Source organism: Haloarcula sp. R1-2, assembly GCF_011627385.1.
Taxonomy (GTDB): Archaea; Halobacteriota; Halobacteria; order Halobacteriales; family Haloarculaceae; genus Haloarcula; species Haloarcula marismortui.
This window is the reverse complement of record NZ_JAANTG010000002.1, coordinates 237,659-251,094: the sequence shown is the minus strand read 5'-3', so window position 1 is coordinate 251,094 and position 13,436 is coordinate 237,659. Positions and strand designations below refer to the sequence as shown.

The window sequence follows — 13,436 nt, the reverse complement described above, 5'->3', positions numbered from 1 at the left end:
ACTCAGGTCAGGGGTTACGGTGCGCCGACGGGGTGGAGCCCCTGAAACTCCAGCCCCGCCGTCTCTTCGATGCCGAGGGCGACGTTGGCCGCGTGGACGGCCTGCCCCGCCGACCCTTTCATCATGTTGTCGATGGCCGAAAACACGACCAGTCGTTTGTTGCCGGGGTCGAGTTCGAAGCCGACCTCGGCGCGGTTCGTCCCCGCGACCGACTTGGGTTCGGGGTAGCGGTAGACGCCACCGCCGCCGGCGACGAGTTCAACGAAGGGTTCGTCCTCGTACTCGCCGCGGTAGGCTCCCCAGAGGTCGCCTTTCGAAACAGGCCCCTCGGGGAAGACGTGACAGGTCGCGCTCGCGCCGCGGATCATGTCCACCGCGTGGACGGTGAAGGACACGTCGATGCCGAGGAACTGCTGGATCTCGGCCTCGTGGCGGTGTCCCGTCGGCGCGTACGGACGGACGACGCCCGAGCGCTCGGGGTGGCTGGAGGCCTCGCCGCCGCCGGCTCCGCCCTCGCTTGACCCGACCTTCACGTCGACGACGATCTGCTCGTCACCGGAGAGGATGTCGGCCTCGAACAGCGGGAGCAGGCCAAGGATTGTCGCCGTAGCGTTACAGCCGCCGGAGGCGATGAGGTCCGCGCCTTCGAGGTTGTCGCGGTTGAGCTCCGGCAGCGCGTACTCGCTCTGTTCGAGCAGTTCCGGGCGCGAATGCCCGTCGTACCACTCGTCGTACTGGGCCTCGCTCTCGAGGCGGAAGTCCGCCGAGAGGTCGACGACTGTGCCGGCGGCCTCCTGAAACGCGTCTATCTGCTCCATCGAGACGCCGTGGGGCGTCGCAGCGAACAGCACGTCGACCGACTCCAGATCTTCCGGCGAACTAAAGCGTAGGTCCGAGTGCCGAAGGTTCGGGTGCGAGTGCCCGATAGTCTTGTTCTCCTTCGAGCGGCTGGTCGCCTGTGCCAGTTCGAACTCGGGATGGCCGTCAAGCAGGCGAAGCAGTTCCCCGCCGGTGAAGCCGGAGCCGCCGACGACGCTTGCCGTGTACGTCATGCTGTCACCTCGGCGTCGGTCTCGGTCGCCGCCTTCTGTTCGAGCCAGTCGACAACCTTCGCGGGTACGTCCACGTCGGTGACCTCGTTCAAGGCCTTGAATTCGACAGTGTGGTTGACCTCGTGGACCGTGTAGTCCTCGAACTCACGCGCTCGCGGCTCGCCTTGCTCACGGCTGTCGCCGTTCGCATTCGAGGCGCGTTGCGCCTCGCTCTCGCCGCTCGCGTCTTGGGTGTCGCTTTGCGACACCCCAACCTCCATCAGGTCGATACCGAGCAGCCCGCCCCCGACCGCGTCGGAAGCCTTCTCGACTAGTTCCAGTGCGCGGTCGTCGAGTTCGAACTCGTTGGTCTCAGCGCCCTTGGCAGCGTTGGTGAGCCAGTGGTCCGAGGAGCGGACCATCGCCGCGATGGGCTCGCCGTCGACAGCCAGCACGCGCATGTCGCGGCCGGGCTTTTCCACGAACTCCTGTACGTAGAAGATCTTGTGCTCGTAGTGGCCAAGTGTCTCCTTGTGTTCGAGGATAGCCTCAGCGGCCGAGCGGGAGTCGATCTTCGCCATCAGGCGACCCCACGAGCCGACAACGGGTTTGAGGACGCAGGGGTAGCCGAACTTCTCGATGGATTCCAGCGCGGCGTCCTTCGTGAACGCCACGTCGGTGTTGGGCGTCGGCACGCCCGCGGCCTCTAACGCGAGGCTGTTGTTGACCTTGTCCGCACAGGTGTCGGCGACCTCGGGACCGTTGACGACCGGCACGCCGTAGGCCTCCGCGAACTTCGTCGCGTACACGCTACGACTGGTCGCCAGACAGCGGTCGACGACGATGTCCAGATCCTCGAAGGCCTCGGGGGCCTCGTGGATATTGAACTGCTGTTTGCGAACGTCTATTTTCTCGATCTCGTGGTCGCGCTCGCGCAGTTCCGACAGGAGCAGCTTCTCGTCCCGGCGGATGCGCGAGTAGAGGAGTCCGACTTTCATACTGAGTCCTCCGTGGGTTCGCGGCTCGCAGCGTCGAGCGCCACGGTCACGTACGGCGCCGAGCGCCGCGCCACCGCGAACACCTCACTCACCCCAGTCCTCTTCGAGCTCGGGTGCGCTGTCGAGCTCGACAGGGTCGGCGCCAACGACTTCCAGTTCGGCACCGCAGGTGGCACAGTCAACGATCTCTCCGACTTCGAGGTTGTCGTGCAGGGACACGTCCGCCCCACACTCGATGCATTCTGCCATTGTAGTTCATCCTGTGACAGGGATCCACTTAAAGCCTTCGAACATATCAGAATAGTTTAACAATATATAATGCCTTCTAATCGTATCAAAGCTCCAAATCCGCCACGTTTCCGAATCGTGTATCAGAAGTATGGTATAATTGTCCCGCGAGGGGACGGTGGTCGGTCAGACATATCGGTCCACCTCCGTCTGGCGGCGGTCAGCCGCCTGTGAAACCGCTTGCCAGCGGTCAGTCAGTGCCTCGCTGTCGGCGGCGAGTGCGTCTTCGGCTACCGACACCTGCTCGGCGACGGCGTCGGGGGCCGGGCCACCGCGAGAGTCCCGCATCGCGACACTTTCCGCTGGGTCAAGTGCGTCCTCCAGCGCGTCGCGGTCGACGTAGGCTGACAGAGGCTCGCCCAGCACGTCCTCGGCGACGGCCGACAGTGCCTCGTAGTCGGGCGCGTCTTCCTCGGACCCCAGACCGGCGGCGGCCTCGGCAACGACCTCGTGGGCCGTGCGGAACGGCACACCGGCCATCGCCAGCAAGTCCGCCACGCCAGTCGCCGTCGCAAAGCCATCAGTGGCTGCGGCTTCGAGCGTCTCGGCAGGCCAGTCAGCGGTTGCGACCGCGCCCGCGGCGACTGCCACGCTCTCGGTGACGCTGTCGATGGCGTCCCAAGCGTGGCGACCGGCGCGCTGCAGGTCGCGGTTGTACGCGCGAGGCTGGCCCTTCAGGTTAGTCAGCAGGCCGTTCAGCCCGCCGACGGCGTCGCCCGTGCGTCCACGGACCAGTTCCAGCGTGTCGGGGTTCTTCTTCTGGGGCATGATCGAGGACGTGGACGCGTAGTCGTCGTCAAGGTCGACGTGACTCTTGCTCGCCATCACGACAACATCTTCGGCCAGCCCCGACAGAGTCGTCGCCAACGTGGCGACAGCGCTGGTCGTCTCGACGAGGAAATCACGCGTCGCCGAGGCGTCCATCGAGTTCTCCGCCACCGAGTCGAACCCGAGCAGTGCCGCCGTGCGCTCGCGGTCCACGTCGAAGGGCGTCCCAGCGAAGGCTGCCGACCCCAGCGGGTTCTGGTTGACGCGCTCGTAGGCATCCAGCAGGCGCCCAGTGTCGCGCTGGAGTGCCTGCTCGTAGGACAGGACCCAGTGAGCGACCGTCGTTGGCTGAGCGGGCTGGAGATGCGTGTAGCCCGGCATCACCGTTTCGCGCTCGGCACGAGCCACCTCGATGAGTTGCTCGCGGGCACCGATGACGGTCTCAACGAGGGCCAAAATGTCCTCGCGCAGACGATAACGGATACAGGCCGCCACTTCGTCGTTGCGCGAGCGGGCGGTGTGCATCTTCCCGCCCGACTGCCCGACACGCTCGATGACGGCGCTCTCGATGGCCTCGTGCACGTCTTCGCCGTCGGGGAGCGCCCCGTGACCGGCATCTTCCACGTCCGCCAGCGCGGCCAGTACCTCGCCGGCCGTCTCGCGGTCGATTATCTCCTGTTCAGCCAGCATCACGAGGTGGGCGCGGTCGACCGCGAGGTCGGCCGCGAAGATGCGCTGGTCGTCGGACAGCGAGGAGAGGAACGACCGGGCGGGCCCGCCCGCGAAGCGGTCCCGGCGGACGACCGTCTCGTCGCGGTCGTCAGCGTTTGCCGTCTCGTGGTCCTCGCCGTCGCTCATTCGCTTACTCCTCCGTGTCCTCGCTTGCGGCGTCGCCGCTGCCGTCTGTCACGGCGGCCCCTTTCTTCGCGTCGTCCAGAATCTTGTTCGCGAGGCGGGACTGGAAGCCGTGGTACTTCGCGACGCCGGTCGCGTCCTGCTGGGTGATACCGCCGGAGACATCCTCCTCGTTGAACGAGGCCGCCGACTCGCTGTAGACGGCGTAGTCGGACTCGCGCGAGACCGGGCGGCAGTGGCCGCCTTCGAGTTTCACCGTCACAGTGCCGGTGACGCGCTCGTTGGTGTCGTCGATGAACGCTTCGAGTGCGCCCGTCAGCGGCGCGTCGACGAGGCCCTGATAGGCCTTCTGGGACCACTCCTGATCGACCTGAGCCTTGAACTGGCGTTCTTCTTGTGTGAGCACCAGTCCTTCAAGCGCCTCGTGGGCCGTCAGAAGTACCGTCGCTGCGGGGTGTTCGTAGTTCTCGCGGACTTTCAGCCCGAGCATGCGGTCCTCCATCATGTCCGTGCGACCGATACCGTGGGCACCCGCCTGCTCGTTGAGTTGTTCGATGAGTTCGACCCCGCCGAGTTCCTCGCCGTCAACGGCAACGGGAACGCCGTCTTCAAATTCGACCTCGACGAGTTCGGCATCCTTGTCCGAGGGGTTGTCCGTCCACTTGTAGATGTCGTCGGACGGGATTGTGCTCGGGTCTTCGAGTTCGGAGCCCTCGATGGAGCGGCTCCAGAGGTTCGTGTCGATCGAGTAGCGACCGCCGTCGCCGCCCTCGACGGGCAGGCCCTTCTCCGCGGCGTACTCGTTCTCCCACTCGCGGGTCAGCCCGAGTTCGCGGACCGGTGCGATGACATCGAGGTCGGAGTCGCGCCAGACGGACTCGAAGCGGAGTTGGTCGTTGCCCTTGCCGGTACAGCCGTGTGCGACGGCCGAACAGCCCTCATCTTCGGCGACCGAGAGAATGGCTTTGGCGATGACCGGGCGCGCGAGGGCGGTTCCGAGCGGGTAGCCCTGATAGTCGGCGTTGGCCTTGACGGCCTCCATACAGAGGTCCGCGAACTCCTCGGTGGCGTCGACGACGTGCTGTTCGACGCCCAGTGCCTCGGCGGTCTCCTCGGCCTCCTCGAACTCGTAGTCGGGCTGGCCAACGTCGACGGTAACGCCGATGACCTCGTTGTAGCCGTACTCTTCTTTCAGCAGCGATACGCAAACTGTCGTGTCGAGCCCGCCCGAGAAGGCGAGCGCGACGGTTCCGTTTCCTTCTGGCATGGATGTGTTCTGGATTGGTTCCGTGGTGTGCCTGTCGGTTTCTCGATCAAACAATGGATCGAGTATCCCATCGAACCGACGACGACGGCGTCTAGCGACGAAGCGAACCTGTCAATTGAAGAGTAAGTAGTAGTGGGCCTAGAAACGGCCCGGTCGTCGTCGTCGTGGGGAGAAACGGAGGGACCCCTCGCTGTCCGCAGCGAGTATCGTGGAAAGAGGGGTCCGCATCATGTACTTTCTGCTGTGTGACTCGGGTACTAATAGTTTCCGTGTTCACAGTGCCGTGTGTATGGACAACAAACACCGGTCATCAGCAGCCATCGCGTCGCCCATAGCGACCAGCATCGACAACAGACTGGCGTGTGACGAGCGTTAAACGGTGTATTCGTTTTCGGTCTGGCTATTGGCCAGCATCGACAGTGTCGGACCCGCCACCCGGCGACTCGGTTTCCTCGCCATTGGTGGCCGTCTCGTTGGCTGGCGTAGCGTCGGCAACGTCCGTCCGTTCACCCGCCGGGGTCCGCTCCGGCCCGGCCCCCGGGCGGTCACCCACTTCGGTTCGGTTCGCCGCATCACTGCCGCGGTCACCGGCAACCTCAGGTCGAGCCTGCTGCCCGACGTTCGGGCCGGCGATACCCTGTGCGATAGCGGCGACTTCCGGTCCGCTCAGTTCGCTCGCGCGCTGTGAAAGGGTCTTGATCGCCGTCGCATTGATCCCCTTCTTTTCTAGCACTTCAGTGGGGAGCTGACTGGCGGTTTCGTTCGTCTCGGTAGCCAGTCGCTGAACGTTCCTCGTCTCCGCGTGGAGCTGGGCGGCCTTCGCCCGGTACTCGCCCTCACTCATCGAGCCGTTCTCTCGGGCTTGCTCCAGCGCTTGCTTTCGCTGTTGGAGTTCGTCAAGTCGGGCCTCGGAGTCGTTCACCTGCTCGGCGACGACGGATGCCTTCGCAGCGTCAGTGTTCGCCTGTGCGATGCGGACCCCGAAGGTCCGTGACTGGACCTCACCGTCCAGTTCAGCTTCTTGCACGCTGACGACGCCTGCCAGCTGTGCGCCGGGGGCCGTCGGGTTCTCGTTGGCCTGTTCGGTCACCGCTTCCGTTTCCTGTGCCATCGTTGCGGCGGGCACTGCGGCGAGCGTGCTCACCACGAGCAGCAGCGCCAGCAATACCGGGGTGGCTCGTCTCATTCTATCCAGTACTTGTCCATCCAAGACCCTATAAATAGGCGTCAGTGATGCCGGGTTAGCGCCGATTAAGCCGGATTAAAACCGCAATACTGCGCTCGAACCAACTGACAGGTTCCGGTGAACGGTCGGTGTCTTTATTACTGTGTTTCGCCGTCGCTGTCGGTTCCGTCGCCCTCGCCGCCGTTGCCACCAGTCACGTCAGTGTCCGGCAGTGTCACCACGTTCTCCCGTCCGATGCGGAACGTTTCGACCTTGTCCTCGTCGCGCAAGCCGCCAATGACCTGACTCGTCTTGGCGTCGGTCCAGTCGAGTTCGCCGGCCACCTGCTGTTGTTTGAGCCGCCCGCCGTTCGAGTCAAGCAGTTGCAGGACCTGCTCCTCGTTGCTCAGGAGTTCGGCCGGCGGTGCGCCAGCGTCGGCGTCCGTGCCGGCGGGGGCCTCCGTGTTTGAATCGTCAGATTCGACCATCGACGCCGGTGGTTCGGCCGACTCACCGCCGCCAAGGACACCGTACCGTCGAAGGGCATACGCTCCGGCGGCGATGCCGACCAGCGCGAGGAGTCCGCCAACGAGGAGGCCGTTCGACCCGCTGTCACCGCCAGCGCTGTCCCCCGAAGTGACAACCACTCGTGGCTCCGATTCCCCGAACGTCTGTTGGCCCCGCCAGGTGACAGAGTCGTTCTTCCGTTCGTCGGCCTGTGGCGCGACGGAGTCGGCCTGATAGCCTGCCGGCCAGCGGACAGTCAGTGAGGTCTCGCTGTCCAGAAACAGCCCCGAGAGCGCGTCGCCGATTTCGAGGCGGTCATCGGAGACGCCGGCGAAGTTTGTCCACTGGAACCGGTAGGTGATAACGCCGTACGTCTGGCCGAACGTGTCTTCGCGCGCGCTCACAGTGACGTTCTCGATAGCCATCTCGCGGCCGGTCGCGTTCTCCGCGGCCCCGGCAGTGCGTTGCATCCGGCTCTCGAAGCGGTCCGTGTACGCTGCAGGGTTTGCCTGGATATCCGCTCGCAGGTCCTCGAAGGCCTGCGTGGCGTTGTCGTCGTCTAACCGGATGCGGTAGGCGACCGTCCAGTCGGCGGCCCCATCTGGTCCCACGTCAGCGGTCATCACGACCACGTCTGCATCGACAGACTGCTGGCCGAGGCTACCGAAACCGGCCCCGGTCGCTGTCGGTACAAGCAGTGCTACTGCGACGAATACGACTACCAGCGTTCCAGCGCTCCGGCCCATCCTACCGCGGCTACCTTCTCAGCAGGTATATCGTTTATTGCCGATTGTGTGAACTGATACGCTGCGGCCTTACATCACATGCCGCATCTCTGCCGGGGCCTGAATCACCGGCCGCTGTGGCCACAAGGGGTTTGCCACGTGAGGGAGTCCTGTCGAGCATGGACAGAGCGAAACTCGACGTGGACACCCTGCTGAAGATTGTCCTCGTCCTCATTGTCGTCTGGTTGGTGCTCGAAATTATCGGTGGGGTTCTGGGACTGTTAGGCTGGCTTCTGGGGCCGCTCCAGCCGATACTCGGCGTGGTTCTGGTCGTCCTCATCGTCCTGTGGCTGCTTGACCGGCTGTAGGACCGCGCTCTTTTTCCCGACAGCAAGCGACCCGCTCACTGTGTACAGCATCAACGTCCCGCTCCCGTCAGCAGTCACGTCGCTGGCGGCCGACCTTGCGGCGGACCTGCCGCTCGCACAGCGACGAGGCCGGGGCGAGCACACGCTGGTCGCCAAGCGGCTGGGCGGTGGCGACCATGCGGCCTACGCTCGACTGGAAGCACAGGGTCGGGAGGCGCTTCGCGGCCAACCGGCGTTCGAGGCGAAGATTGCAGGCGTCGAGCAGTTCGAAACGGCCGTGACCGGGCCATCGCCGGTGGTGTATCTCGCCGTCGAGAGCCCCGGACTGGTTGCCTTGCACGAGCGGCTCTGCGAGCGGGTCGACCCGGTCGACGAAATGGAAGGCGACGCGTACGTCCCGCACGTGACCGTCGCCCGCGGCGGGGACTTGGACGCAGCCGCACGGCTGGTCGAGCGAGACATCGAACCGATTCGGTGGACCGTCGACGAACTCGCCTTTTATGACGCCGACCGAAACCAGCCGGTCAGCCAGGTGTCGTTGCCGGCGTAGCGCTGCTCAGTTGTCTGTCCCGGCACAGTGGCGAACAGGCGGCACGCGTCGGTTCCGGCGCGGTGGTGCCGCACAACTGCTATTCGCGCCGGGCTATGGTTACGTCACAGCGGCCGTGGTCTCGGCTTCGGATATAAACGGTTGGACCGAAAGCAATGCTTTTGGAGCGGCCTACCATCCACTACAGATATGGATTACCGCGAAGTCGACAGTACGTCCGAGTTCGTCTGCCGACTGGAGCACGGTGGGGACTGGCGCGCGCAGATCGAGGTCTTCGCGGACGAACAGGGCATCGACGCCGGCTTTTTTTACGGGCTTGGGGCAGTGCAGGACGCGGAACTCATGTTCTACGACCAGGACCGGACCGAGTACGACTCGCTGACCTTCGACGAACCGCTCGAGGTCGCCGCCTGCATGGGCAACATCTCGCATCTGGACGGGGAGCGGTTCGCACATACGCACGCCGTCCTCTCACGGCCCGACGGCGAGGCGGTCGCCGGCCATCTGAACGCCGGCACCGTCTGGGCGGGTGAACTGTACGTCCGCGGGTTCGATACGGAACTCCAGCGGGAGCACGACGAGCCGACCGACCTGGACCTCTGGAATATCTAAGATGCGGGAGGCCGACGAACAGTACTTCGAAACGCTCGAAACCCAGCTCGAAGCCGCCTTCGACGTCGCCGAGCGGGCCAAAGAGCGCGGTGGCGACCCAAAGCCCGAAGTCGAGATTCCGACCGCCCGTGACATGGCCGACCGGGTCGAGAACATCCTCGGCATCGACGGCGTTGCCGAGCGAGTGCGGGAACTGGAAGGACAGATGTCCCGCGAAGAAGCCGCACTGGAACTGGTCGAGGACTTCGTCGAGGGGACTGTCGGCGACTACGACAGCCGCGAGGGGAAAGTCGAGGGTGCGGTCCGGACTGCTGTTGCCCTGCTGACCGAGGGTGTCGTTGCCGCCCCAATCGAGGGTATCGACCGCGTGGAACTGCTGGAAAACGACGACGGCACGGAGTTCATCAACGTCTACTACGCTGGCCCGATCCGCTCGGCCGGCGGGACCGCACAGGCGCTCTCAGTGCTGGTCGCCGACTACGCCCGCGCACTGCTTGGCATCGACCAGTACAAGGCCCGCGACGACGAGATCGGCCGCTACGCCGAAGAGATCGACCTCTACGACAAGGACACCGGCCTCCAGTACTCGCCAAAAGAAAAGGAGACGAAGTTCATCGCCGAGCACATGCCCATCATGCTCGACGGCGAGGCGACCGGCGACGAGGAGGTGTCGGGCTATCGGGACCTCGAACGCGTCGACTCGAACTCCCCGCGTGGCGGGATGTGTCTGGTACTGGCCGAAGGGATTGCGCTGAAAGCGCCGAAGATACAGCGCTACACCCGGAACCTAGACGAGGTCGACTGGCCGTGGCTGCAGGACCTCATCGACGGGACCATCGGCAAGGACGAAGCCGACGAGGGGGACGGCGCAGAAGACGCGAACGGCGACGACGGTGGCGACGGCGCGGACGACGACGGCGGGGACGAGGCTGACGAGCAGGCGGGACCGCCACGCGTCGAACCCGCCGACAAATACCTCCGGGACCTCATCGCCGGCCGCCCGGTGTTTTCCCACCCGTCGAAAGCGGGCGGGTTCCGGCTTCGCTACGGCCGGTCACGCAACCACGGCTTTGCGACCGCCGGCGTCCACCCGGCAACGATGCACCTCGTCGACGACTTCCTCGCGACGGGGACTCAGATCAAGACCGAGCGGCCGGGGAAAGCCGCCGGCGTCGTGCCGGTCGACACCATCGAGGGGCCGACCGTCCGCCTGGCCAACGGGGACGTGCGCCGCATCGACGACGCCGAGGAGGCCCTGGAGGTGCGCAACGGCGTCGAGAAGATACTCGACCTGGGGGAGTATCTGGTCAACTACGGCGAGTTCGTCGAGAACAACCATCCGCTCGCGCCGGCCTCCTACACCGTCGAGTGGTGGGAGCAAGACCTCGCGGCCGCCGGCGCGGACGTGCAGGCGATGCAGGACTCGCCCCACATCGACCTCGCCGACCCGAGCGCCGAGGAAGCCATCGAGTGGGCGACCGACTACGACGCCCCGCTGCACCCGAAATACACCTACCTCTGGCACGACGTGAGCATCGAACAGGTGTGTGCGCTCGCCGACGCCGTCGAGGACGCACAGGTCGCACAGGCTGACGGTGCGTACGCCGACCCGGAGATGGACGGCACAGCAGGCGATGCGCACAGCGACGACGGCGTGCTCGTCCTGCCACGGAGCGATGCCGTCCAACAGACGCTCGAACACCTTCTCATCGGGCACACGCAGGACGAGGAGACGATTACGGTCACCGACTGGGTGCCGCTGGTTCGGACGCTTGGGTTCTCCCGGTCGCTGGAGCGGGACTGGGCGCGAGAAGACCTCTCCGAGCACGCGCGAACCTACGGTGAGAGCGAGTCGCTCGACGCAATCGGCGTTGCCGAGGATGCCGAGCGAGAAGACGGCCAGAACGCCATCAAGGCGATAAACGAGGTTGCGCCATTTCAGGTTCGGGAGCGCGCCCCGACCCGCATCGGCAACCGAATGGGTCGCCCCGAGAAATCCGAGCGGCGGGACCTCTCGCCGGCCGTCCACACGCTCAGCCCCATCGGCGAGGCCGGCGGGGCACAGCGAGACGTGGCCAAGGCGACGAAACACGCCGACGACATGAGCGATACGCCCGGCCAGGTCGAAGTCGAAGTAGCCCGGCGGCGCTGTCCTGACTGCGGGACCGAGACCCACCAGGCGAACTGTGCCGAATGCAGCGGAACCACCGAGCCAGTGTACGTCTGTCCCGACTGTGAAGCCGAGGTCGAGCGCGACGAGTCCGGCCGCGCGGAGTGTGGGCGCTGTGAGACACTCGCCTCACCGACCCAGTACAAAGTGCTCGACCTGCAGGAAGCGTATCGGGACGCCCTGCAGAATGTCGGTGAGCGCGAAACGGCCTTCGAACAACTGAAAGCGGTCAAGGGGCTCACCTCCGAGGAGAAAGTCCCGGAGCCGATGGAGAAGGGCGTCCTCCGGGCGAAACACGACGTGTCGGCGTTCAAGGACGGCACCGTCCGCTACGATATGACCGACTTGCCGGTGACGGCGGTCCGAGCCTCAGAACTGGATGTCTCTGCCGAGCGACTCCGGGGACTGGGCTACACAGAGGACATCCACGGCGACCCGCTGACCCACGAGGACCAGCTGGTCGAGCTAAAGGTTCAGGATATCGTCCTCTCGGACGGCGCGGCCGAGCACATGCTCCAGACCGCCCGGTTCGTCGACGACCTCTTGGAACAGTACTATGGGCTGGAGCGGTTCTACGAGTTCGACGACCGCGAAGACCTCGTCGGCGAACTCGTGTTCGGAATGGCCCCCCACACCAGCGCGGCGACGGTCGGCCGTGTGGTCGGCTTCACCTCCGCCGCCGTCGGCTACGCGCACCCGTACTTCCACGCCGCCAAGCGACGGAACTGCTTCCATCCGGACACCCGGCTGTGGTACGAGGACGAGAACGACGACTGGGAATACGGCACCATCGAGGAACTGGTCGAAAGTCGACTGGACGACCCCCAAGAGGACGACTTCGGAACGCTCGTACAGGAGCTAGACGGCGACCTCACGGTGTCATCACTTGGTGAAAACGGCCCCTGTCGCCAGCCCGTCGACGCCGTCTCGAAACACCCCGCGCCGGACCACCTCGTGGAAGTAACCGTCGGCGACCGGACGCTCCGTGTCACGCCCGACCACACGATGCTCCGGGCCGGTCCCGATGGAATCGAGGAGGTCCCGGCCAGCGATTTAGCCGCCGGCGACGACCTCCCTGCCTACGACGGCGGCGAGACGACGACGATGACGGCACGCGGCGAGGCCTCGACGGCGGCTACCGACGGCGCAGCCCCGACAGACACCGTTGAGGCTGTCGAGTACGTCGAAAGCGATGTCGACCACGTCTACTGTCTCACAGTCGCCGACACGCACCGGGTTGCCGTCGAAGGGACCTACGTCGGCCAGTGCGACGGCGATGAGGACTGCGTGATGCTCCTGATGGACGGCCTGCTGAACTTCTCGAAGTCGTACCTCCCGAACCAGCGTGGCGGCCAGATGGACGCACCCTTGGTGATGTCCTCGCGTATCGACCCCAGCGAAATCGACGACGAGGCCCACAACATGGACATCATGGACGCCTATCCCAGGGAGTTCTACGAGGCAACCCGCGAGATGAAAGACCCGACCGAGGTCGAGGACGTGATGAAAATCGCCGAGGAGACGCTGGGGACCGACCGCGAGTACACCGAGTTCCGGCATACGCACGACACGGCGAACATCGCTGCCGGGCCGGACCTCTCGGCGTACAAGACGCTCGGCTCGATGGAGGACAAGATGGACGCCCAGCTGGAGATTTCCCGGAAGCTGCGGGCCGTCGTCGAGAGCGATGTGGCCGAACGAATCATCGAGTACCACTTCCTGCCGGACCTCATCGGCAACCTCCGGGCCTTCTCCAGACAGGAGGTCCGGTGTCTCGACTGCGGGGAGTCGTTCCGCCGTGCGCCCCTGACCGGCGACTGCCGGGAGTGTGGCGGCCGCGTCAACCTCACCGTCCACGAGGGGTCGGTCAACAAGTACATCGACACAGCCATCCGCGTCGCCGACGAGTTCGGTGCCCGCGACTACACGAAACAGCGGCTCAAGATACTGGAACGGAAAATCGAGTCGGTGTTCGAGAACGACCACAACAAGCAGTCAGGTATCGCGGACTTCATGTGAGCCGTCCCGGGACCGCCTTCGGGACGCCCGACCGGGTCCGCCCATCGGGCGGCGTGTGTCAGCGGGCGCGTCCGCGTTCGGGGTGGCATTTAAATTCGAACCGCGTTCTCAGC

At 65.1% G+C, this 13,436-nt stretch carries 11 protein-coding genes; 4 read left to right on the top strand and 7 right to left on the bottom strand.

The genetic code is table 11. From position 1 onward, the window contains the following. Nucleotides 1-14: 14 nt before the first annotated feature. The 7 genes from argC to G9C82_RS09325 all read right to left on the bottom strand — a co-directional run bounded on the left by argC (nt 15) and on the right by G9C82_RS09325 (nt 7,625). A complete protein-coding gene (argC, locus tag G9C82_RS09355; RefSeq protein WP_127013949.1) occupies nt 15-1,052 on the bottom strand; it encodes an N-acetyl-gamma-glutamyl-phosphate reductase in 1,038 nt (345 codons plus the stop codon). Further along, nucleotides 1,049-2,029, bottom strand: coding sequence for a RimK family alpha-L-glutamate ligase (locus G9C82_RS09350; protein ID WP_004959885.1), 981 nt, complete (start codon nt 2,027-2,029; stop codon nt 1,049-1,051). The genes argC and G9C82_RS09350 overlap by 4 nt, the downstream gene beginning before the upstream one ends. An 84-nt stretch (nt 2,030-2,113) precedes the next feature. Continuing rightward, nucleotides 2,114-2,278, bottom strand: coding sequence for a lysine biosynthesis protein LysW (lysW, locus tag G9C82_RS09345; protein ID WP_004959888.1), 165 nt, complete (start codon nt 2,276-2,278; stop codon nt 2,114-2,116). Nucleotides 2,279-2,443: 165 nt separating this feature from the next. Next, nucleotides 2,444-3,943: an argininosuccinate lyase gene (argH, locus tag G9C82_RS09340; RefSeq protein WP_004959891.1), complete on the bottom strand. Its 1,500-nt coding sequence runs from the start codon at nt 3,941-3,943 to the stop codon at nt 2,444-2,446. Between the two features lie 4 nt (nt 3,944-3,947). Beyond that, on the bottom strand, nt 3,948-5,207 hold the full coding sequence (locus G9C82_RS09335) for an argininosuccinate synthase (RefSeq protein WP_004959895.1): 1,260 nt from the start codon (nt 5,205-5,207) through the stop codon (nt 3,948-3,950). Between the two features lie 400 nt (nt 5,208-5,607). Next, the gene (locus tag G9C82_RS09330) at nt 5,608-6,393 is read right to left on the bottom strand and encodes a hypothetical protein (RefSeq protein WP_174789917.1); all 786 of its coding nucleotides are present in this window, start codon (nt 6,391-6,393) and stop codon (nt 5,608-5,610) included. Nucleotides 6,394-6,530: 137 nt separating this feature from the next. Further along, on the bottom strand, nt 6,531-7,625 hold the full coding sequence (locus G9C82_RS09325; RefSeq protein ID WP_127013948.1) for a hypothetical protein: 1,095 nt from the start codon (nt 7,623-7,625) through the stop codon (nt 6,531-6,533). Nucleotides 7,626-7,783: 158 nt separating this feature from the next. Here G9C82_RS09325 and G9C82_RS09320 point away from each other — a divergent pair, with 158 nt between their 5' ends. The 4 genes from G9C82_RS09320 to G9C82_RS09305 all read left to right on the top strand — a co-directional run bounded on the left by G9C82_RS09320 (nt 7,784) and on the right by G9C82_RS09305 (nt 13,323). Further along, on the top strand, nt 7,784-7,972 hold the full coding sequence (locus tag G9C82_RS09320) for a hypothetical protein (RefSeq protein ID WP_007189558.1): 189 nt from the start codon (nt 7,784-7,786) through the stop codon (nt 7,970-7,972). A gap of 40 nt (nt 7,973-8,012) precedes the next feature. Beyond that, nucleotides 8,013-8,522, top strand: coding sequence for a 2'-5' RNA ligase family protein (locus tag G9C82_RS09315; RefSeq protein WP_127013947.1), 510 nt, complete (start codon nt 8,013-8,015; stop codon nt 8,520-8,522). Nucleotides 8,523-8,711: 189 nt separating this feature from the next. Further along, nucleotides 8,712-9,134 carry a PPC domain-containing DNA-binding protein gene (locus tag G9C82_RS09310; RefSeq protein WP_127013946.1) on the top strand — a complete coding sequence of 141 codons (423 nt, stop codon included), beginning with the start codon at nt 8,712-8,714 and terminating at the stop codon, nt 9,132-9,134. Between the two features lies 1 nt (nt 9,135). Beyond that, a complete protein-coding gene (locus tag G9C82_RS09305; protein ID WP_127013945.1) occupies nt 9,136-13,323 on the top strand; it encodes a DNA-directed DNA polymerase II large subunit in 4,188 nt (1,395 codons plus the stop codon). Nucleotides 13,324-13,436: the final 113 nt, after the last annotated feature.